This window comes from Kribbella sp. NPDC051587 (genome assembly GCF_044453945.1).
Classification (GTDB): Bacteria; Actinomycetota; Actinomycetes; order Propionibacteriales; family Kribbellaceae; genus Kribbella.
On sequence record NZ_JBITDE010000010.1, the window covers coordinates 140,458 to 161,981 of the forward strand.

19 protein-coding genes are annotated in these 21,524 nt (G+C 68.8%); 11 read left to right on the top strand and 8 right to left on the bottom strand.

Going from position 1 to position 21,524, the window contains the following annotated elements; translation table 11 throughout:
• The first annotated feature begins 18 nt into the window (after window positions 1-18).
• Together ACIA49_RS30160 and ACIA49_RS30165 are read left to right on the top strand one after the other, a co-directional pair.
• Window positions 19-1,584 (top strand): AMP-binding protein, encoded by a 1,566-nt coding sequence (locus tag ACIA49_RS30160; RefSeq protein ID WP_396381007.1) that lies wholly within the window; start codon window positions 19-21, stop codon window positions 1,582-1,584.
• Complete coding sequence (locus ACIA49_RS30165) at window positions 1,577-2,194, top strand: TetR/AcrR family transcriptional regulator (RefSeq protein WP_396381008.1); 618 nt, start codon at window positions 1,577-1,579, stop codon at window positions 2,192-2,194. The genes ACIA49_RS30160 and ACIA49_RS30165 overlap by 8 nt, the downstream gene beginning before the upstream one ends.
• Here the strand turns inward: ACIA49_RS30165 and ACIA49_RS30170 are convergent.
• Window positions 2,167-4,212: an NACHT domain-containing protein gene (locus ACIA49_RS30170; protein ID WP_396381010.1), complete on the bottom strand. Its 2,046-nt coding sequence runs from the start codon at window positions 4,210-4,212 to the stop codon at window positions 2,167-2,169. The two genes, ACIA49_RS30165 and ACIA49_RS30170, sit on opposite strands and share 28 nt — an antisense overlap.
• Before the next feature lie 72 nt (window positions 4,213-4,284).
• On the opposite strand from ACIA49_RS30170, the gene ACIA49_RS30175 reads away from it, so the two are divergent.
• Window positions 4,285-5,742: an MDR family MFS transporter gene (locus tag ACIA49_RS30175; RefSeq protein WP_396381011.1), complete on the top strand. Its 1,458-nt coding sequence runs from the start codon at window positions 4,285-4,287 to the stop codon at window positions 5,740-5,742.
• A 9-nt stretch (window positions 5,743-5,751) separates the two neighbouring features.
• Complete coding sequence (locus ACIA49_RS30180; protein ID WP_396381012.1) at window positions 5,752-6,759, top strand: GNAT family N-acetyltransferase; 1,008 nt, start codon at window positions 5,752-5,754, stop codon at window positions 6,757-6,759.
• A 389-nt stretch (window positions 6,760-7,148) separates the two neighbouring features.
• On the opposite strand, the gene ACIA49_RS30185 is transcribed toward ACIA49_RS30180, so the two are convergent.
• Window positions 7,149-7,337 carry a hypothetical protein gene (locus ACIA49_RS30185; RefSeq protein ID WP_396381231.1) on the bottom strand — a complete coding sequence of 63 codons (189 nt, stop codon included), beginning with the start codon at window positions 7,335-7,337 and terminating at the stop codon, window positions 7,149-7,151.
• A 215-nt stretch (window positions 7,338-7,552) separates the two neighbouring features.
• Between ACIA49_RS30185 and ACIA49_RS30190 the strand changes: the two genes are divergently transcribed.
• From ACIA49_RS30190 to ACIA49_RS30210, 5 genes are all read left to right on the top strand, one after another.
• Window positions 7,553-8,869 carry an XRE family transcriptional regulator gene (locus tag ACIA49_RS30190; RefSeq protein ID WP_396381013.1) on the top strand — a complete coding sequence of 439 codons (1,317 nt, stop codon included), beginning with the start codon at window positions 7,553-7,555 and terminating at the stop codon, window positions 8,867-8,869.
• Window positions 8,870-8,894: 25 nt separating this feature from the next.
• Window positions 8,895-9,467: a GNAT family N-acetyltransferase gene (locus tag ACIA49_RS30195; RefSeq protein ID WP_396381015.1), complete on the top strand. Its 573-nt coding sequence runs from the start codon at window positions 8,895-8,897 to the stop codon at window positions 9,465-9,467.
• Between the two features lie 33 nt (window positions 9,468-9,500).
• Window positions 9,501-11,168, top strand: a complete 1,668-nt coding sequence (locus ACIA49_RS30200) for a PHP domain-containing protein (RefSeq protein ID WP_396381017.1) — start codon at window positions 9,501-9,503, stop codon at window positions 11,166-11,168.
• 26 nt (window positions 11,169-11,194) lie between these two features.
• Window positions 11,195-12,037, top strand: coding sequence for an oxygenase MpaB family protein (locus ACIA49_RS30205; RefSeq protein ID WP_396381019.1), 843 nt, complete (start codon window positions 11,195-11,197; stop codon window positions 12,035-12,037).
• A gap of 73 nt (window positions 12,038-12,110) precedes the next feature.
• Window positions 12,111-13,277, top strand: coding sequence for an ROK family protein (locus ACIA49_RS30210; RefSeq protein WP_396381020.1), 1,167 nt, complete (start codon window positions 12,111-12,113; stop codon window positions 13,275-13,277).
• A 112-nt stretch (window positions 13,278-13,389) separates the two neighbouring features.
• Here the strand turns inward: ACIA49_RS30210 and ACIA49_RS30215 are convergent, their stop codons facing one another.
• Window positions 13,390-13,986 carry a ParA family protein gene (locus ACIA49_RS30215; RefSeq protein WP_396381022.1) on the bottom strand — a complete coding sequence of 199 codons (597 nt, stop codon included), beginning with the start codon at window positions 13,984-13,986 and terminating at the stop codon, window positions 13,390-13,392.
• Between the two features lie 131 nt (window positions 13,987-14,117).
• On the opposite strand from ACIA49_RS30215, the gene ACIA49_RS30220 reads away from it, so the two are divergent.
• Entirely contained in the window at window positions 14,118-14,405 is a 288-nt protein-coding gene (locus ACIA49_RS30220) for a hypothetical protein (RefSeq protein WP_396381024.1), read from the top strand.
• A gap of 38 nt (window positions 14,406-14,443) precedes the next feature.
• A complete protein-coding gene (locus ACIA49_RS30225) occupies window positions 14,444-15,913 on the top strand; it encodes an FAD-binding protein (protein ID WP_396381025.1) in 1,470 nt (489 codons plus the stop codon).
• 60 nt (window positions 15,914-15,973) lie between these two features.
• Here the strand turns inward: ACIA49_RS30225 and ACIA49_RS30230 are convergent, their stop codons facing one another.
• The 5 genes from ACIA49_RS30230 to ACIA49_RS30250 form a co-directional block, all read right to left on the bottom strand.
• On the bottom strand, window positions 15,974-16,930 hold the full coding sequence (locus tag ACIA49_RS30230) for an ABC transporter substrate-binding protein (RefSeq protein ID WP_396381027.1): 957 nt from the start codon (window positions 16,928-16,930) through the stop codon (window positions 15,974-15,976).
• On the bottom strand, window positions 16,927-18,870 hold the full coding sequence (locus ACIA49_RS30235) for an ABC transporter permease subunit (RefSeq protein WP_396381028.1): 1,944 nt from the start codon (window positions 18,868-18,870) through the stop codon (window positions 16,927-16,929). The genes ACIA49_RS30230 and ACIA49_RS30235 overlap by 4 nt, the downstream gene beginning before the upstream one ends.
• Window positions 18,870-19,970 (bottom strand): glycine betaine/L-proline ABC transporter ATP-binding protein, encoded by a 1,101-nt coding sequence (locus ACIA49_RS30240; RefSeq protein ID WP_396381029.1) that lies wholly within the window; start codon window positions 19,968-19,970, stop codon window positions 18,870-18,872. Before ACIA49_RS30240 ends, ACIA49_RS30235 begins: the two co-directional genes overlap by 1 nt.
• A gap of 97 nt (window positions 19,971-20,067) precedes the next feature.
• A complete protein-coding gene (locus ACIA49_RS30245) occupies window positions 20,068-20,526 on the bottom strand; it encodes a group II truncated hemoglobin (protein ID WP_396381031.1) in 459 nt (152 codons plus the stop codon).
• A gap of 12 nt (window positions 20,527-20,538) precedes the next feature.
• Window positions 20,539-21,417, bottom strand: coding sequence for an aminoglycoside phosphotransferase family protein (locus ACIA49_RS30250; RefSeq protein ID WP_396381227.1), 879 nt, complete (start codon window positions 21,415-21,417; stop codon window positions 20,539-20,541).
• Between the last annotated feature and the right edge of the window lie 107 nt (window positions 21,418-21,524).

Consider the following 21,524-nt stretch of genomic DNA (forward strand, 5'->3'; position numbering starts at 1 on the left):
GCTCAGAGAGGCCGGCCGATGATCATCACCAGCCAGTACCCGCCCGTCGAGCTGCTCGACGTCCCGCTGCACGACGCGGTGCTCGGACGTGCGCAGGAGTACGGCGACCGCCCGGCCCTCGTGGACGCGGTCAGCGGCCGCGAGATCAGCTACGCCCAGCTGGACGGGATGACCCGGCGGCTGGCGGCCGGGCTGGCCGAGCTCGGCATCCGGCATGGTGACGTGGTTGCGCTCTACAGCCCGAACACGATCCTCTACCCGGTCGTCTTCTACGGCGCGATCCGGGCCGGTGCGACCGTGACCACGGTCAACGCGCTCTACACCGCCGACGAGCTGCACAAGCAGCTGGTCGACTCGAAGGCCAAGATCCTGGTGACGATCTCGCTGTTCCTGCCGGTCGCGACGGCCGCGATCGAGGGCACCGAGGTCGGCGAAATCTTCGTCTGCGACCAGGCCGAGGGCTATCGGTCTGTGCAGGAGCTGCTGGCCTCGACCGCACCCGAGCCGTCGGTCACGATCGACCCGGCCTCCGATGTCGCGGTGCTGCCGTATTCGAGCGGTACGACGGGTGCGGCCAAGGGTGTGATGCTGACGCACCGGAACATCGGGACCAACCTGGTGCAGGCCGAGGCGACGTTCCAGATGGACGACGGCGAGCGGATCATCGCGATCCTGCCGTTCTTCCACATCTACGGGCAGTCGGTGCTGATGAATCTGCCGTTCCGCCTCGGCGCGACCGTCGTCGTACTGCCGAAGTTCGAGCTGCAGCAGTTCCTGACCACGTTGGACGAACAGAAGATCACGCGCGCGTTCGTCGCGCCGCCGATCGTGCTGGCGCTGGCGAAACACCCGGCGGTGGATGGGGTGGACCTGTCGGCACTGAAGTACCTGACGTCCGCGGCAGCGCCGCTCGATGCGGAGCTGGCCGAGGCGTGCGCGAAGCGGCTCGGACTGGTTTCGGTGCTGCAGTGCTACGGGATGACCGAGCTGTCGCCGGGGACGCACGCCGTACCGCAGGACGACCCGGAGCCGCCGCCTGGCGCAGTCGGCCTGTTGTTCCCGTCGACCGAGCAGCGACTGGTCGGTGCCGACGGCAACGATGTTCCCGAGGGCGAGGTCGGCGAGATCTGGATCCGCGGACCGCAGGTGATGAAGGGGTACCTGGGTCGGCCGGCAGAGACGGATGCGACCGTCGACCGTGAGGGCTGGTTGCACACCGGCGACCTCGGCCGCGTCGACGACCGCGGCTACCTGTACGTCGTCGATCGGGTCAAGGAGCTGATCAAGTACCACGGTTATCAGGTGCCGCCGGCCGAACTGGAGGCTGTGCTGCTGACCGACGAGCGGATCGCGGACGCGGCGGTGATCGGCGTCCTGGACGACGGGAACGAGGTACCGAAGGCGTTCGTGGTGCCGATGCCGGGGTCCGGGCTGACCGAGGCTGACGTGCTCGAGTACGTCGCCGCGCGGGTGGCGCCGTACAAGAAGGTGCGGCTGGTGGAGTTCATCGAGGCGGTACCGAAGGCAGCGTCGGGAAAGATCCTGCGGCGTGAGCTCAGAGCGCGCGAGGCCGCCCGTGAGTGAAGCCAGTTTGAAGGAACCCCGCGAGCCACAGCAGGACCGCAGCCGGGCCACCCGGCAGCGGTTGCTGGAGGCTGCGGTCGAATCACTCGCCGAGGTCGGGTACGCCGCGACCACGGTGGCTGTGGTCGCGACCCGGGCCGGGGTGTCGCGGGGTGCGGCCCAGCACCACTTCCCGACGCGGGCGGATCTGTTTGCCGCTGCGGTCGAGTACATGACCGAGGTGCGGCTGGCGGAGATCAGGGCCGCGACATTGCCCACCGGACCCGGACGGACTGAGGCGATCGTCAGCCTGCTCGTAGACGTCTACACCGGCCCGCTGTTCCGGGCCGCCCTGCACCTGTGGGTCGCTGCGTCGACGGAAGAGGCGCTGCGGGCGCAGATCGTGCGGCTGGAAGAGCGGGTCGGGCGGCGAGCACACCGGGCGCTCCTCGACGTACTTGACGTTTCGGAGCGGACTCCCGGCGTACGCGAGACAGTGCAGGGCGTGCTCGACATGGCACGCGGTCTCGGCCTGGCTGACCTGCTGTCGGACGACAGCGCCCGCCGGCGCGGCATCGTCCGGCAGTGGAGCCACATCCTCGATCAGGCCTTGCTAGCGCCTCGCCTGTGACGGCGGTCGACCTTGGCAGCTAGCTCGTCGGGGTCGCACTCGGCCAGGTGGTCGCGAACGAGCAGATGGATGAACGAGTACTCGCCGGGTGCGGTTCGGGCCAGCACGAAGCGGTCGGCGGCGTACTGAAGAAAGGCTCCGCGGCGCCAGGGCAGCTGTCCGGACCAGCAGAGCATCACGTCGGCCAGCACGCGGTACAGCGGTCCGGCGTTCTTGGAGAGGCGCGGTAGCGCGCCAAGGGCGATGACGCCGATGGCGATGCCAGGAATGACGGCAGGGCCGGCTGTGGTGTGGTCGGCGCCCATCAGCAGCGCCAGTCCGATGCCTACCGCTGCGCCTGCGAGCGCCCACGGCCCCAAGCGCCAGCGGGCGCTGGGGTGGGAGAGGAGCTGCCAGTAGTTGGGGATGAAGGACAGCGACCGGACGGCCCATCCCACGAGTAGCCCGATCAGCAGACCGTTCACGAAGCGCAGGTCTCCGGCCAGCCCCGTGGCCGCGACGATGAGGACGCCGCTGGTCGCCGTACCGATGACAAAGCCGAGGAGTGCGATCGGACTGAGTCCGCGGGCTGCCTTGCCGGCGGGCTTCCAGCGGAAGGCGAGGAGCAGTGCGCCGACCGCGACGGTCAGCCCGGCCAGTACGCCGTACAGGGCGACTGTGACGAGGGTGGAGCCGGCGACGACGCCAGCGAGCAGTGCGGGGAGGCCGATCGAGTGCAGGGAGTAGACGGCCGCGCGGTCGACGTCGCGGGCGTCGGGGCTCGGCCAGCGCGGTACGACGGACTGTGCGCCGAGGCGGCTGCGGGTTCGGATCGCGAGGGTGCGCAGGGCACGGACCGCGGTGAGGGCGTCGTACTGGCGAGTGGTGACGCGGTGCCGGGCCAGCACCTCGACGATGAACGTGTCGAAGAGCTCCCGGCGTACGTCCGCCTCGGGGTCGCGGCCCTGGTCCTGGTAGGCCAGGAGGAGGACGTTGAGCATCAGGGGTGACGTGACGAGGTCCCACAGCTCGTCGTCCTGCTCGATCGCCGCGCGGGCGCCGTCCAACTCGGGTCCGACGGCCGCGAAGTAGTCGAGGACCTGCTGCCGGGACAGCGGCTTGATGTCGACCGCGCCCTGCACGCGGAGGGGGTTCTTGAGATTCGCGTAGTCCTGGGTGCGGCAGGTCACCGCGAGTCCGGCGATCCGGTAGGTCATCCGCAGCTCGTCGAGTACGCCCGCCAGCTTGTCGCGGTGAGCAGGGTCGATCTCGTCGACACCGTCCAGCAGGAGGATGAAGCGGCCCTCGACCAGCCAGCGCCGACCGACCGCCGGGTGGATGAGGTACCTCGTGTCGAGCTCGTCGAGCAGCCAGCGGACGAAGCCGGCCAGCAGCGGGCTGTCGCGCGGATGATCGCCGGGCCCGCGGGACACGGACGCCGTCCAGCCGGAGAGGTTCGCCAGTACCGGGATCGGCTCGCGCTCGTCGGTCTGTGCTTGCTGGGTGAGGGTGCGTGCCAGTTCGAGGAGCAGGGTGGTCTTGCCTGCACCCGGTGCGCCAAGGATCAGCATCGAGAGCTCGAGCTCGTCGAAGACGGTGCCGATGTGGGCGTCGTCCGGCAGCCGGTGCGGATCACTGTCGCTCGGGCGGACCACGATGTCGTACGGGCGGCCGACCAGCTCGGGACGCTGGTCGAGCGCCAGGGCGACGCGCGTCCGCGCCGCCAGGGATCCGTCGACCCGCTGCCGGAGGTAGCGGTCCACCTGCCCGAGCGAGTTCGCGCGGTTGCGGGGTCTGTCGGCCGAGCGACTGGCGATGACCGGGTGCCCCCGGCGGCTTCGCACCTCGAGCAGGGCCGTCACCACGAGGATGGCCCAGAGGACGAAGATCACCGGCCACGCCCAGCCGACGTACGGGGCGAGGAAGGCGGGCGCGGTGCCGCCGGTGGCTACGTTGATGGCGATCGGGAGCAGGACCAGGCTCGATGAGGCGGTCAGCACGATGACGACAGCACGCAGCACAGAGTCCCGGATCCTCACGCTCCGGAGCGTATCGGCCCGTGGATCAAGGCTGCAGGAATCGTTCAACGATCCCGTAAGTTGGGCTTTGTCATGACTACTGAGCGGATCGACCAAAGCGGTGTCGGGCTTCGGTCGGAGCGGGGCCCGATCCTGCTGGCGGTGATGCTGAGCACCGGGCTGGTGGCGCTCGACGCGACCATCCTGGCGACCGCTGTTCCGTCGGTGGTCGAGGATCTGGGTGGGTTCACGCAGTTCCCGTGGCTGTTCAGCATCTATCTGCTGGCCCAGGCCGTGTCGGTGCCGATCTACGGCAAGCTGGCCGATCTGCGCGGGCGGAAGCCGATGATCCTGTTCGGGGTCACGCTGTTCGTGGTCGGGTCGGTGCTCTGCGGGTTCGCGTGGAGCATGCCGGTGCTGATCGCGTTCCGGCTGATCCAGGGGCTGGGCGCGGGCGCGATCCAGCCGATCGGGATGACGATCATCGGCGACATCTACACGGTGGCCGAGCGGGCCAAGGTGCAGGGCTACCTGGCCAGCGTGTGGGGAATCTCGTCGTTCGTCGGGCCGACGCTCGGTGGGGTCTTCTCCGACTACATCTCGTGGCGCTGGATCTTCTTCGTGAACGTGCCGCTCGGGATCGCGGCGGCGTTCGTGCTGCGCAAGCGGTTCGTCGAGAAGGCCGCCGAGAAGACCAAGCACCAGATCGACTACGCGGGCGCCGTACTGCTCGCCGTCGGTGGTTCGCTGCTGCTGCTCGGGTTGCTCGAGGGTGGCGTGATGTGGGCCTGGGATGCACCGGTCAGCATCGCGATCCTGGCCGTGGCGGTGCTGCTGATCATCGCTTTCGCCCTGGTCGAACGGCGGGCGGCCGAGCCGATCCTGCCGCCGCGGGTGCTCGGGCGGCGGGTGCTGAACTCGGCCAACGCGACCGCGTTCCTGATCGGGCTGCTGATGATGGGCCTGTCGACGTACGTGCCGGTCTTCGCGCAAGGCGTGCTCGGTACGACGGCGCTGATCGCCGGATTCGCGCTGGCCTCGATGACGATCGGCTGGCCGATCGCGGCCTCGCTGTCCGGGCGGATCTACCTGCGGCTCGGGTTCCGGTGGACCATGCTGCTGGGCTCGGCCTTCGTCGTACTGGGGTCGGGGATCCTGCTGACCGTCTCGGCGACGAGCAGCGTCGTGCAGCTCGCGGCCGCCTGTTTCGTGATCGGCGTCGGGCTCGGGTTCTCCTCCGCGCCGGCCGTGGTCGCGGCGCAGTCGTCGGTCGACTGGCAGCACCGCGGAGTGGTGACCGGCGCGAACATGTTCTCCCGCTCGGTCGGTAGCGCGGTCGGCGTCGCCGCCTTCGGCGCGGTCGCGAACGGCGAGATCGCCGCCCGGCTCGGCGGTGTGCACAAGGACCTCGGGAAGCTCCCCGCCACCGTGCTGGCACCCGCGATCCACGACGTCTTCTACGTCGCCGCCGGCGCCGCCGTACTGCTCATCGTCGCCGTCGCTTTCATCCCCAACCGCATCCCCGAACAACCCCTCGCCGCTCGTCCCTAGGGTGTCGTGATGCGAGGTGTGGATTGTGTGGGGGCGCTGATCCGGGACTCGGGTGGGCGGGTTTATGTGCAGCGGCGGTCGGCGGATCGGCGGTTGTTGCCGGGGATCTGGGACGTTGTCGGCGGGCATCTCGAGGCTGGGGAGACGCCGGAGGAGGCGCTGGCTCGGGAGGTTGAGGAGGAGACGGGGTGGACGGTCCGCGAGATTCTGGCGACCGTCGCGGACTGGGAGTGGGAATGGGAGGGCCGGGTACGGCGTGAGCTCGACTACCTGATCGCGGTGGACGGGGACCTGAGCCGGCCGCGGTTGGAGGAGGGCAAGCACGATGCGTCGGCGTGGGTCGGGGTGGACAACCTGGACCTGCTGATGGTCGGGCGGACCGACGGGGACCGGCGACTGCGGGACATCGTGGCGCACGTCGTACGGATGCGGTTGACCGAGCGGTTGCGGCTCGAGCCGGTCAGTGGACCGGGTGCGGTCCTGAGCGGACATGAAGCGGACCTGGTCCGGATCTTCGCGGACCCGTGGGTGTCGCGCTGGTACGGCGGGGAGTGGTCACCCGAGGTGGCCGCGGAGCGAGCGGCCGAGATGGGCGCCGCTTGGGAACGCGACTCGGTGAGCAAGTGGATCGCGTACGAGCGAACCGGCGGAGCTTTGGCCGGGCGGGGTGGGTTGTCCCGGATGACGGTGGGGTCGCCGGTGGCCGTCGCGATCGAGGGGTTGGTCGGCGCCGAATGGGCGGTCGATCGGCTGGAGCTCGGGTGGGCGCTGGTCGAGTCGGCGCGCGGGCGCGGGCTGGCGACCGAGATCGGGCGGGCCGGACTGGCCTTCGCCTTCGAAACGCTGCAGGCACAGGCGGTGATCGCCTTCACCGAGCGTCACAACCTGGCGTCCCGAGCGGTGATGGAACGGCTCGGCATGACGCTCGCGGGTGAGATCACCGCGGAAGGCTGGGTGGACGGCGTACCGGAGGTGCGGTCGGACGCACCGTTCGCTGTGTACGTCGCCACGACGTGACAGAGGCTCCGCTGTGTGACCGCCCAGGCGCGGCGGTCACACAGCGGAGCCGGCCACCTCGGGGGGTGGTTCCTGGTGAGGTGTCAGGAACCACCAGTGGTGTCCTACCGCCCAGGACACCCGACCCCGGACTGGCCCGAGGTGTCGGCCAGGAGGTGGTGGTTGGAACGGCTGGGCGGCGGCGATACAGGGACTCAGCCGCCAAGCCCAGCCGGGCTTCGGGCGGTGCGGTCCGGGGCTGAGGAGTGCCCCGGACCGCACCTGGGTTTCGTTCGGAACTGAGGAGGGTCCCGAACCTTTCCAGAAAGCCGAACCCTGAACGTGAGGAGACTCCAGGGTGCGGCTGACCGAGCCTGAGGAGGGCCCGGAAGCTTAAGTGGTCGTTTGAATCAGGTGGCGCTGTCGAGCGGGCCGAGCACGTCGTTGGTGACCTTGAGGCCGGCGAAACGACGCCGCATCGCCTGCTCGTAGCGGGCGGCGAGAGACGCTTCCGCGACGTATTGGGCGATCACATGCTCGCCGAACCAGACCCGAACCCGGCGACGATGCTGTCGCGCCGTCATTTCCGCGATGCTCACTGCCTCTCACCCCGTAACTCTCAGCCCTTGCAACCAGTTGGACTTACTGGTTGTCATGGCAGTAATGGTGCACGAGCCCAACGTGACCGCTCTAGGACCTGAAGAGGACCTTTACCGGACCTCTCGAGGACCTCTGACGGACATCTGGAGGACAGCACCTTGTCGTGGGGCATTAGTCGAGACAACGTCTGTTCTGACGGTGAACGGGAGGAACGATGGCGGCGAGGTTGGCGCCTAAGACGGTCCTGGCGCATTTGATCCAGCGCCGGAACCAGACCTACTCCGAGATCGTCGCCGAGTTCGTCGAGCTGGGTGGAACCATCACCGAGCGGCACCTGCGGCGCCTCGCATCCGGCGAGCGGGCAGGAACCACTCCACAGACCCGGCGCACCCTGCAGCGCATGTTCGGAAAGCCGGTCGAGGAACTCCTCGCGCCGTACACCCCCGAGCAGGCGGTCCCGCAGCACCACGCGGGGCAGCAGATGGTGCCGGTGGCTGCCACGGGTGGGCGGATCACGACAGGTAACGAGATGGAGGTTCTCGACATGGCTGCCAGCCGAGCGAGGGCATTTGCCCTTGCGGCCCAGTCCGGTCTCGGAAGCGAGGCCATGGAACAGGTCTACGACGACGTGCGCCACGTCGCGAAGGCCTACCCGCAGCGCCCACTGCCAGAGATCCTCGGCCAACTGGTCGAGACACAGGACCTGGTCTTCGCACTGCTGGAGAGCCGGCAACGCCCGGAACACCTGCGGCAGCTCTACTTCCTCGGCGGCGTGACCGGTGGTCTGCTCGCCAAGGCCTCCCACGACCTCGGCAACCCGCATGCGGCGCTGACCCAGGCCCGTACTGCGTTCCTGTGCGCCGACAACGCCGACCACCACGGACTGCGTGCCTGGGTGCGCGGTCTGCAGTCCCTGGTCTCGTACTGGGCCGGCAACCCGCACGACTCGGTCCGCTACGCCCAGCTGGGCGCCGGCTACGCCGAGCAGGCCAACAGCACCACCAGCGTCTGGCTGCCGGTCAGCGAGGCCCGTGCCTGGGCCGCGCTCGGCAACCCCGAGGCGACCAGGGCCGCGCTCGAGCGGGCCGAGGACGCCTGGGACAACGTCCAGAACGATGACCTCGACGAGATGGGCGGCCTGTGCACCTTCGGGCGCAACCGCCAGCTGTACTACGCGGCCGACGCGCTGGCCTGGCTTCCGGGCGAGGGCGAGCAGGCCGAGCGGTACTCACGGCAGGCCGTCGACGCCTACGCCGACCAGAACCACCCGGAGTGGGCCTTCGGCGACGCCGCCGGCAGTCACGCCGCGATGGCGATCAGCCGGATCGCGACGGGTGAGCTGGACGGCGCGGCGGACGCGATCGCTCCGGTGCTGGAGCTGCCGACCGAGCGCCGGATCAACGGTGTCGTGCACTCGGCCCGCCGGGTTCACTCGGCGCTGCGGCAGTCCGGTCGCGCGGATGACGCCCGCGAGTTGCAGGAAGAGATCGAGACGTTCACCCGCACACCCATGCAGACCCTCAATCGCTGACCCCGGCTGCTCCGACAATCGCCCCATGGAGCCTCTCAACGGTGAGCGGACGGTGCTGCGCGAGTTCCGCGAGACCGACCTCGATGACTACCTGGCCATCACCGGTGACGATCGGGTCACCGACTGGATGGCGTTCGACAGTTATGACCGGGCCAAAGCGGCCGGGGTGCTGACCGGCATCCTCGAACGCTCGGCCCGGACGGACCGCTCCGATTACATGCTCGCCGTCACCCGCCGGGACGACGACCACGTGATCGGTTTCGCCCGGATCGCTCCCGGTCCTCCGGTGAGCGGTCCCTGGTCGGCCAAGCTCGGGTATGCGATTCACGCCGACCACTGGGGTCATGGGTTTGCGACGGACGCCGCCAAGGTGATGCTGCGGCTCGCGTTCGAGACGCTTCACGTGCATCGGGTGACGGCGGCGATCGGCCCGGAGAACGCGGCCTCGATCGCCGTGGTGAAGCGGATCGGCTTCAGCTACGAAGGCCATTTGCGTGACCATGTGTTCACCAACGGTGCCTGGCGGGATTCCTTGCTCTACTCGATCCTGGAAGACGAGTACGCCGATCGTTCATCCGCAGGTCATCTCGCGCCTTGACGGCATTTTGTCCGGACCTGCAGGGTGACGCTCATGCAGCAGTTACCTCCATGGGCGGACCCTGACGTACCCGAAGCGACTCTCGATCCGCAGGGAGTGTCGCGCCGGAATCTGATCCGGGGCGCCGGTCTGCTCGGCGCTGCCTTCACCGTGAGCACAGTCACTGCGACCGCGGCCGGCGCGTCGGAGGCGTCGGCCACCACCGCCCCGTCGTACCAGGGTGGTAGTGACCCGGAGCTGGTCTGGCTGGTCGGCGATCACCATGTGCACAGCCGCTACAGCCACGACGCGAAGTACGACTTCACGCAACTGGCGCAGCGCGGTGCGCAGTTCGGGCTGGACTGGATGGCGTTCACCGAGCACAGCAACTTCGGCCACGCCGACAAGGGCGCCGCGGCCGAGAACGCCGAGGTCCTGAAGGCGCGGGCCGAGAACCCGCGGATGCTGATCTTCCAGGGCCTGGAGTGGTACATCCCGGCGGCTGAGCACGGCACTGTCCTGGTCGCACCGGGCGCGAACAACGTGGCGTTGCTGCAGCAGTTCGAGCGTGAGTACGACGGGAAGCTCACGAGCCGCTCGGCGGACACCCCGGAGAACGAGCAGCACGCGCTCAAGGGTCTGCAATGGCTGGCCGCTCAGAAGCGCAGTGGGTTCGTCGACGACGTACTGGTGCTCGCGAACCATCCGCTGCGGCTGGGTATCGACTCGCCGCACGAGCTCCGCGCCTGGCGCGACACCGGCGTCTGCATCGGCATGGAGGGCGCTCCGGGCTCACAGGGCGACGCGGAGCCGGCCTGGGTGAAGTTCCGCGGCGCGACCAACGCGCAGCGCGGCGAGTACGTGAACAACCCTGGCGCTGGGAGCTTCCCGGGCTTCCCTGTCGACGCCTATCGGACGTACGGCGGCTTCGACTGGGCGACCGCGACTGTCGGCGGGCTGTGGGACAGCCTGCTCGCCGAGGGCAAGCTGTTCTCGATCACGTCGAACAGCGACAACCACCGGACCATCTGGGACACCTGGACCGACGGGGTGTTCCCACCCGGGCAGAACTTCGACAGCCTCGGCTGGAAGCCCTCACCGACCAACACCGACACCCCACAGGCCGGCAGCGACTTCTGGCCCGGTCAGTTCAGCCGGACCCACGTGGGCGTTGCCAAGTACGGCTACCTCGAGGTGATGGCCGCTCTGCGCGCCGGCCGGGTCTGGGTCGACCACGGTCAGCTGGTCGACGGAATCGACGTACGGGTGGCTCCTGCTGGTTCACGTCAGCGTGGCGTGACGCTCGGCGGACGTCTGCGGGTACGGCGTCATGAGCGGCTCGAACTGCGGATCACCGTGACGAGTGCGACCCGGCCGAACTTCCACGGCGTACTGCCGCGGCTGGCCCATGTGGACGTCATCCGCGGCGCGGTGACCGGGCCGACCGCCACACGGGACAGCTGGAAGGCACCCGACACCAGAGTGGTCGAGCAGGTCGACGTACACCGCCGTACCGGCACTTATGACCTGTGCATCCCGCTGGGACGGGCCGAGCACTCGCACTACGTCCGCGTGCGCGGCAGCGACGGCAACCGGCACGGAGCCGGATACCTGGGCCGCAGCATCGACCCGGCCGGTCCGATCCAGCACCCGACGAACGACGGCGACCCGTGGCTCGACACCTGGCTGTACACGAACCCGATCTTCGTTGACGTTGTTTAGCTTGGAGTGGTGGGCAGACTGGTCGTATGAGAGACCAGCTGGCTCGGATGATCCTGACGAAGGTGGCTGGGCCGGACCCACAGGCTGAGCGCGACCGGGTGCACAACACGCCCGGTCCGCGCTGGTTCGAACCCGGGAGCCCGATTCAGCGGGTGCACGGGGACGCGTCGATGTTCGCGGGCGGTCTGCGCGCGCTGCTGCTGCAGTCGCTGCACCCGCTCGCGATGGCGGCCGTCTCGGCGCACTCGGGGTACCGGGGTGACCCGTGGGGACGGTTGCAGCGGACCAGCTACTTCCTCGCGATCACGACGTACGGCGCGATCCCGGCCGCCGAGGAGGCGATCGCGCGGGTGCAGTCGGTGCATGAGCGCGTCCGCGGCGCGAACTACCGAGCGTCCGACCCGCATCTCCTCAAGTGGGTGCACGTGGCCGAGGTGGACAGCTTCCTCACCGCACACCAGACGTACGGCGCTCACCCGCTCAACGCGGCCGACCAGGACCGGTACGTCGAAGAGACCGCTCTGGTGGCCGGCAAGCTCGGAGTGATCGACCCGCCGACCACTGTGGCCGAGCTACGGCAGACGCTCGCCGAGTACCGGCCGGAGCTGCGCGGCACGACCGAGGCTCGACAGGCTGCCCGCTTCATCCTTGTGCACCCACCAGTGCCTTGGGCAGCGCGCCCGGCGTACGGCGTACTGACTGCTGCTGCGGTCGGACTGCTGCCGTGGTGGGCGCGCTGGCCGCTACGCCTGCCCTACTTCCCTTTGACAGAACAAACTCTGGTCCGGGCCGCCGGTGACGGCCTGACCCGGACAATCCGCTGGGCGCTGACGTCACCGATGTGGGAAGAAGCCGACAGATCGGCTTAGCCGCCGGTAGGTTGTTCTCGTGCCGCTGCGTCCACACCGTCCCCTCCCGTTGGCTACGCCGGCGGGAGTTGAGGTGCTGACCAGAATCCTGACCCAGGGTCCGATCCCACGGGTGGAGATCGCGCGGCGGACCGGACTGTCACAGGCCGCGGTCACCAAGGCGGTCGCACCGCTGATCGAGGCCGGGTTCGTCACCGACCAGGCGGCCGCGCCGGTCGAGGCGGACGGTCAGCTCGGCAGCCTGGGCCAGATCGGGATCGGGCGACCGGTGAGCCCGCTGACCGTCGTACCGCACAGCGTCTCGGTGATCGGCCTGAAGGTGACGCCGACCGACCTGATCGGCGTGACCACCGACTTCACCGCCGGGATCCGAAACGTCTCGCACCGGCGGCTGGACAGCACCGACCCGCAGGCCGTGATCGAGCAGCTGACCGAGCTGGCGAAGGAACTGATCGGCGCCCTGAAGGCTGGTACCGACGTGGTCGGCCAGGTGATCGGCGTCGGGGTGTCCGTGTCGGGTGATGTCGACGAGCGGCACGGCGTGGTCCGCGATTCGCCGTTCATGGGCTGGCGTGAAGTGCCGGTGGCCGAGCTGCTCGGGCGGAAGCTCAAGCTCCCGATCGTCGTGACGAACGACGTACGGGCGTTGACAGTGGCCGAGCACTGGTTCGGGGTCGGCGTGGACGCGGACTCGTTCGCGGTCGTGACGATCGGATCCGGGATCGGCTGCGGGCTCTACATCAACGGCGAGGTCGTGTCGGGCGCGTACGGCGTCTCCGGCGAGCTCGGTCATCTGCCACTGGCTCCCGGCGACCTGGTCTGCACCTGCGGCCGGCGTGGTTGTGTCGAGACCGTGGCGTCGTCGGACGCGATCCTGAACCGGATCCGGGAGACGACCAAGCAGCCGAAGCTGGACCTGGCCGGAGCGGTCAAGCTCGCGCACGAAGGTGACGAGCACGCCCGGGAGGCGTTCGACCGGGCCGGTGAGGTGATCGGCTCGGCGCTCGCCGCGATGGTGAACCTGGTCGGGCCGGAGCTCGTGGTGATCGCGGGCGAGGGTGTGGCGGAGTACGACCTCTACGAGGACCGGATGCGCCAAGCCTTCGGCGAGCACGCCTTCGGTGCCGCCGGTGACTGCCGCCTGATGCTGCGGTCGCACACCTTCGACAACTGGGCCCGCGGCGCCGCCGCCACCGTCATCCGCGCCTACGTCCGCGGCGAGCCCCCACTCCAACGCTGACCCCACCGGCCGACTGACCCCATTTGGTGGGTGACCCCACTGGCTGGGAGGTTCCCCGCCGGAATTCCGGGGCGAGAACCTCCCATTTGATGGGTGCACCCACCAAATGCGGTTAGGTGCGGGCTACGGCGAGGATCTTGCGCCAGACCTTCTTGTAGGCCTCTAGGCCGTCGGGGGCCAGGGGGCCGTCGGGGCCGGCGGTGATCGAGACGCGCTCGGGGATGGATCCCCAGACCGGGATGCCCTCCTTGGCGTACTGCTCGATCAGCTCCTGGTAGGCGCGGGTGTAGGTGCGCGCCGAGCAGACGACCACGCCGGCCGGGACGTCGTCCGGAACCAGTTCGAGCACCGCCTTCACCCGGGGTGTCTCGACGCCGCCGACGCGGGTCGGAATGACCACGATCCGGGCTCGTTCGAGCGCCTTGTTCAGCAGCCGCTCGTGGGACGGCGGCATGTCGACGATGCCGATCCCCTCCGGCGGTACCTTGTCCAGCGCCTTGGTCAGCAGCCGCTCCGTCGGCGCCTCGGCAATCTCGATCCGGGCCAGGTTCGTGTCGTCCGAGGCATCGATCCAGTCGGCAGCGCTGCCTTGTGGATCCGCGTCGACGAGAGTGGCTGTGCGACGGTTGGAAGATGCCAGCGCGGCCAAGTACACCGACGTGGTTGTCTTCCCGACCCCGCCCTTCAGTGCAGCTGTCACGATGATCATGGAACCGACGCTACCGTGTTTCGCCGAAAATCCGGCGTGTCGTCGGCGTTGCTCCGTCAGCCCGTGATAATTGCCCACGGCCCCCATGAACAAGCTCAACTCCACTTCAACCTGTCACCGAGGAGCCGACCATGACCGATCGGTACGCCGGACGCCCCTTCCTGAAGCTCGTCGACAGCTACGTGCTGTCCCTGATCGGCGAGCTCGACCCGGACACCGCGCGGTCCCTGGAGCAGCTCACCCCCAAGCTCAACGAGGCCTACGGGTTGTCGGGGGCGACCTGGCAAGAGGTGGTTCACAGCCAACTCCAGCTGCCGCCGGACGTCGCCGTACAGGTGGTGTCAGGGTGGGCGGCGGAGCCCGGAGCGCCCGATCCGGTGGCGTGGAGCCGGCATGTCGCCGATCAAATGATCAGTTGACCGAGCGTGCTGAGCCGGTTACCGGTTAGCGTTGTCGGGTGCAGCGGCAGGAGGCGTGGATGGGGACTCGGCGTGCGGTGCTCGGAGCGATCGGACTCGGGATTCTGGTGACCGGATTCGATCCGGTACGACGGTCCTGGGCGACCGATGGCGGTAACGTCGACCCGCTCCCGCCCCTCGATGGGCAGGTGCTCCTGGACGCGAGCAGCCGCGAGGGCGTGTCGCAGGACGCCGGGCGGTACGTGCAGAAGGTGCCGCAGGCGGTGCTCGTACCAGGATCGGTGCGCGACATCGAGGCCATGGTCAAGTACTGCGTGCGCAACCGGGTGCCGGTCGCCCCGCGCGGACTGGCCAACACCACCGACGGCCAAGGCCTGGTCAGCGGCTTGCTGATCGAGATGCGGGCGCTCAAGACGATCCACCGGATCGACGCGGACCGCGCGGTTGTCGATGCCGGAGCCGACTGGCTCGAGCTGACCAACGCCGCCCACGCCAAGGGCCTCACCCCGCCCGCCCTGACCGGCTTCCTCGGGCTGACCTTCGGCGGCACCCTGTCACTCGGCGGCATCCCGCCCGCGATCCAGTCCGGCGGCCAGGTCGACAGCGTGCTCGAACTCGAGGTCGTCACCGGCACGGGTGAGCTCAAGTGCTGCTCCAAGACCCAGGACCGCGAGCTGTTCGAGGCGGTCCTGGCCGGCCTCGGTCAGTACGCCATCATCACCAAGGCGACCGTCAAACTCGGCCCGGCGCCCGCGAAGGTGCGCGGTCACGAGCTCGCCTACACGAGCTCCAAGGACTTCTTCCAAGACTTCAAGACCCTGATCAAGCGCGGCGAGATCAGCGAGATCTACGGCGACTGGTGGCGCCCAGGTGAACACGGCGAAGTCAGCCACCTGAACGCCTTCACCTTCCACTCCGTGACGAAGCCCCCGACCGACGCCCAGCTCCTCCGCGGCCTGACCAAGCCCCCGGCCGACGCGGTAGTCAGCGCGAACGACTTCCTCCCCCACGTCACCCGGATCGACGCCGCCGTCGAGCAACTCCGCGAAGCCCTCGACTGGGACCACCTCGCCAAGCCCTGGATGACCCTCTGGCTCCCCGAGAAATCCGTCGAGCAGTACGTCACCGAAGTGGTCACCAAGCTGACCCCGTCAGACGTCGGTGTCGGCGGATTCGTGCTGCTCTACGCCCACCGCCGTACCAAACTGACCCGCCCCTCCCTACGCCTCCCAGCCCCCGACGGCAGCGACTGGGTCTACCTCTTCACCCTGATGACCGCCGGCGCAGCCGGCGCCGGCCCCGAGTTCGCCGCCGAGATGCTCAAACGCAACCGCCACCTCTTCGACCGAGCCCGCGCCCTAGGCGCCACCCGCTACCCCATCGAGTCGACCCCCTTCACCAAAGCCGACTGGCAACACCACTACGGCGATCGGTGGCCCCTCCTACAGAAGCTCAAACGCAAACACGACCCAGCCAACATCCTCACCCCAGGCCCAGGAATCTTCTGACCGAAGGGGTGGGTGGGGCGCCGGCGGGCCGAGCGGAGCGAGGCGGGAGCCGGCGCGGGGTTACTTGCCTAGCCAGGCGTCCACCTTCGACTGGTTGTCTTTGACCCATTTTTCGGCGGCGGCGTCGGGGGTCAGTTTGTCTACGGCGATCATGCGGGCGACGGTGTTCTGGTCTTCGTTGGTCCACTGGAAGTTCTTGACCAGGTCGTAGGCCGGGCCGCCGGCGTCGGCGAACTTCTTGGAGACGATCTTGTCCAGGTCGTACGGCGGGTAGTCGCAGGCGATCTTGGCCGGGTCGGCGTCGCAGCCGGTTGTGTAGGCGGGGAGGTTGATCTTGACGAGCTTCAGCTCGTTGAAGAACCACTGCGGCTCGTAGAAGTAGGCGAGTAGTGGCTTCTTGGTCTTCTCGGCGTCGCGGAAGGCCTGGATCAGGGCGGTCTCGCTGCCGCTCTGGACGACCTTGTAGTTCAGGCCGAGGTTCTTGACCAGCGCCTCGTCGTTGGTCACGTACGACGGGTCGCCGTCGAGGAGTTGACCCTTGCCGCCGGACTCGGAGGTCTTGAACAGGTCGGCGTACTTGTTGAGGTTCTTCGAGTCGGTGATGTCGGGGTACTTGGCGGCCATCCACGGCGGGACGTACCAGCCGATCACGCCTTTGACGCCGGTGGAGCCGGCCTCGACCGCGACCTTGTCGGTCTCGATGTACTTCTTCTTCAGGTCCTCGTGACCCCAGTTCTCCAGGTTCACGTCGACCTCGCCGGTGGCGAAGCCCTGCCAGGCGATCTCTTCCTTGAGGTTCTTCTTGACCACCTTGCAGCCGAGGTCCTTGGTGGCGACGTAGGAGACGACGGCCGCGTTCGCCTCGTAGCCGACCCAGGGGCTGACGGTCAGGTTGAAGCTGCCGCACTCCTTCCCACCGGCGGCCGGCTTCTGCTCGTCACCGACCTTCGCTCCGCCGCAGCCGGCCAGGGCCAGTGCTGCGGCGGTCAGGACACCGGCGTACCGGAGTTTCTTCACTGCTTGTCTCCTTTTCCGTGCGGCCGGGGGGCCGCGGCTTGCGTGATGCGGTCGAGCAGGACGCCGAGCAGGACGATCGCGAGTCCGGCGGCCAGGCCCTTGCCGTACAGCTCGCTCTGCGCGAAGCCGGCCGCGACGTCGTACCCGAGGGCGCCGGCGCCGACCAGGCCGCCGACGACGACCATCGCGAGCACGTAGATCAGGCCCTGGTTGACGGCGAGCGTGATCGCGCGGCGGGCGACCGGGAGTTGCACCTTGCTGATCACCTGCCAGCTGCTGGAGCCGACCGAGTTGGCGGCCTCGACGGTCGCGAGCGGGACCGCTTTGATGCCGTCGGCAACGATCTTGGTGGTCACCGGTACGGCGTACACGACGGCCGCCGCGATCGCGGTGAACCGGCTGGTGCCGAACAGCGCCAGGAACGGAACCAGGTACACGAACGGCGGCATCGTCTGCCCGGCGTCGAGGATCGGCCGGATGACCAGGTCGACCCGGCGGTTGCGGCCGGCCCAGACGCCGAGCGCGAGCCCGACGGCGACGACCACCACGGTGGCGAGCAGGGTCGAGGCCAGCGTGATCATGCTGTCCTGCCAGACCCCGGTCGCGACCAGCAGCCCGATGCACACCACAGCCGGTACGGCGGCCTTCCAGCGACCGAGGATCGCGGCCAGCGCCACCACGAACGCCCCGACGAGCCACCACGGAGAGCCGGTCAACAGCGCCTCGAGCGGGTTCAACACGCCCTTGGTGACCGCGTCGCGCACGCCGTACGTGAAACCGCCGAAGACGTCCTGCACCCATGTGGTCACGTCGGCCGCGACCACGGCGATCCGCGAACCGATGCCGACCTCGGAGGGGAACTCGGCCGCCCACACGTAGGTCCGTGAGAACCAGACCGCGACCAGTACGCCGATGGCTCCCGCGCCGAGCACGACCTTCCGCCGTACCGATGCTGTTCGCCAAGGCCGGTCACCAGCGGCGGTCGTCACGCGGTCGAGGACGATCGCGATCACCACGATCGCAAGACCGGCGTTGAACGCGACGCCGACGTCCAGCGTCTGCAGCGCCTTCAGCACGGTCTGGCCGAGGCCGGGTGCGTCGATCAGAGCGGCGACGGTGACCATCGAGAGTGCGGCCATGATCGTCTGGTTGATCCCGACGACGACCGTGCTGCGCGACATCGGCAGTTGCACCTTGGTCAGCGTCTGACTGCGGGTCGAGCCGAGTGAGCGCGAGGCCTCGACACTCTCCGGCGGTACCGAGCGGATCGCGTGCGCGGTGAGCCGGACGGCCGGTGGGGCCGCGTAGATCAGGGTCGCGATCGTGGCCGCGGCCGGGCCGATCGCGAAGAACAGGGTGAGCGGCGCGAGGTAGACGAACGTCGGCAGCGTCTGCATCAGGTCGAGAACCAGGGTCGCGACCTTGAAGGCACGGTTGGACAGACCGGCCCAGATGCCGAGCGGGATCGCGATGAGCAGCGACAGCAGAACGGCCGCGATGGTCAGGGCGAGCGTGTCCATGCTCTCCTGCCACAGCCCCTGCAGGCCGACGAAGGCGAGGCCCGCCGCGGTCAGCAGCGCGACCTTCCAATTGCCGAAGGCCCAGGCCAGGTACGCCGAGATCGCGACGACCCCGAGCCAGCCGACGACCGGTACCGGCCGGCCGAACGACGGCTGCGAGACCAGATCCTGCAGCAGTACGACGAGGTGGTCAACGGCGGTCCGGACGCCGTCGAAGAAGACGTTGCCCTGACCGACGAAGTCCCGGTTCTCGGTGAGCCAGCGGTGGAACCCGGTGGTCTCCTGGCCGCCGAGCGGCAGGGTGTCGATCCCGCTCAGCACGAAGTACGCGGCGACCCAGACAACGATGAGGACGCCGATGACCACGCTGCGCCGCGGACGACGTACCTCCACGTGGACGTCGCTGGTGATCGCTGCCATCAGTCGGTCGAGCGGTCGGACGGACGCGCGGACCAGTGGGAGTCGGCCGGATCCGCGACCACCGCGAGGATCTCCTCGTCGCCGATCACCCCCAGCAACTGCCCTCCGTCCACCACCTTCACCGGGCGGTCGGCTTCGAGCACGAGCCGGGTCGCCTCGCGGACCAGGACGTCCGGGCCCAGCTCAGGGCCGTCCAGCGGCTCTCCGTCGCGAGGCGCCCGCGCGATCCAGCGCAGAGTCAGTACGTCGGCCCGCGGTACGTCGCGGACGAAGTCGCGCACGTAGTCGTCGGCCGGTGCACCGACGAGCTCGTCACCGGTACCGAGCTGGATCGCGGCGCCGTCGCGCATCAGCAGGATCCGGTCGCCGAGCTTGAGCGCCTCGGACAGGTCGTGGGTGACGAACACCATCGTCTTGCCGACCTCGCGATGCAGCCGGACGACCTCGTTCTGCATCTCGCGGCGGATCAGCGGGTCGAGCGCGGAGAACGGCTCGTCGAAGAGCAGGACGTCGGGGTCGTTGGCGAGCGCGCGAGCCAGGCCCACGCGCTGCTGCATGCCGCCGGACAGCTGCTCCGGGTACTTGTGCTCGTTGCCGGCCAGACCCACCAGGTCGATGACCTCCTGGGCCCGGCGGCGCCGGTCCGGCTTGCTCTCTCCGCGGACCTCGAGCCCGTAGGAGACGTTGTCGATCACCTTGCGGTGCGGGAGCAGACCGAAGTGCTGGAACACCATCGAGAACTTGCTCCGGCGCAGCGCCCGCAACCGCTTCTCGTCGGCCGCGCGCAGATCCTCGCCCTCGAAGATCAGGCTGCCCGCGGTCGGCTCGATCAGCCGGGTCAGGCAGCGGACCAGCGTGGACTTGCCCGATCCGGACAAGCCCATCACGACGAACACCTCGCCGGGTGCCACGTTGAAGCTCAGGTCGCGGACGGCCGCCGTACAGCCGGTCTTCGCGGCCAGCGCGGCGCGGTCGAGCGACGCCAGCTCCGGCCGGCGCGGGACGCGCTGCGCCTTCGGGCCGAACACCTTCCACAGGCCTTGGATCGACAACAGCGCGTTGTCGCCGTCGATCTCGGGATACTCGAGCTGAGCGGTCACGGGTCCCTCCCGAGATTTGTCGTGAACCGCGACTGTATCCAACGACCAGTCCCAGGGTGTCTTCCTGGGGTGTTTGTCTCGTCAGCTAGCGCGCAACCTACGGCTGGTACGGCGGTGCTTCGCCCCAACCCCAGTGGGGGACCGGCGCCTTCGGCGGTGGCGTGGCTCCGGGCTGCGAGTTGGCCAGCGCGATCCGGGTGCCCCACTCGACGTAGGCGACGAACGCCGAGCGGAACTCCGGATCGTCGGGGAGGCCGGCCGGATCCGCGCTCGCAGCGATCAGCGCCGCCCACCGCGACCGCTGCTCCTCGGTCAACTGGAGGCCGATGTGGTGCGACAACATCGCGGGGTAGCCGCCGAGCTCTTCGGTGTACCGGTCGTGGCCACGGAACACCTCACCAAGCCAGAGCGCCACGTGCTCGCGATGCTGGTCGCTCATGTGCGCGAACACCGGCGCGAGGATCGGATCGTCGAGCACCCGGTCGTAGAAGACCTCGGTCAGCCGTCGCAGCGCCTCGTGGCCGCCGGCCCATTCGTAGAGCGTCGGAGTCGTCATGTAATGATGTAATCACAGACGCAGGGCCATGGCGATGGTCTTGAGGACCGGGTTGAACCCCTCTTCCCAGACGACGTTCTGCAGGACGCGGCCGCCGGTCCACGCCAGAGCGCGCGAGCGGTCGATGCCGGTGATGTCGACCATCAGGTCGAAGCGGTCGCGGATGGCCTGGTCGAGGTTGCCGGTCGCAACCAGGTCGTCCCAGCGGTTGTGGAGGGCCTGGAAGAGTTCGAATGCCGGGTCGCCGGCCAGGGGCTTCGGGTCGATGACCAGCCAGGGCTGGCGGTCGGAGGCGAGCACGTTGCCGTAGTGCAAGTCCCAGTGCAGCAGACGGTCGCCGGAGTCCGGGATCAGCTCGCGGACCTGATCGGCGTACCGATTGACGAGTCGCTGCTCGGCCGGGTCGGCGAGCTTGAGGTCCGCGGCCTCCTCGATCATCTCGGTCGCGATGTCGGCGAGGCGTCGTACCGACGGTGGCGCGGGGACGACGTTCAGCCGGGCCATCAGCACGGCGAGGATGCGGGTGGCCTCGACGTGATCCGGTACGGCGTTCAGTGTCCGGTCGTGCAGGCGTTCGAGGAGCAGCGTGGAGGTCGCCGGGTCGTCTTCGAGGACTCGAACGACGTCATCCGGCGACCAGGTGCGGAGGGCGAGCGCCTCAGCCTCGCTCTCCTCGTTCCGCGGCTGCAGCTTCAGCATCGCGGCCGTGCCGTCACGGCGAACGACAGGGACGATCAGCGAGGCGGCACCGTTCAGGAAGTCGCCGGAGCGGGTGAGCTCCCAGCGGGCCAGGTACTCGTGCAGCTGTGTCGAGAGGGAGGCGAGCCACTCCGGCGACTCGTCCTGGTGCGACTTGATCAGCTGCGCCGGAATCACGATCACGCTTGGCAGCGTAGGTGCTGCGGTGGTCAGGTGCTCGGGAATTTCCGGACGCCCATCACCCACTAAGTGCCTCCCAGAGGGGTCATCGGCGAGCGGCTGAGCGTGGCGGAGCGGGT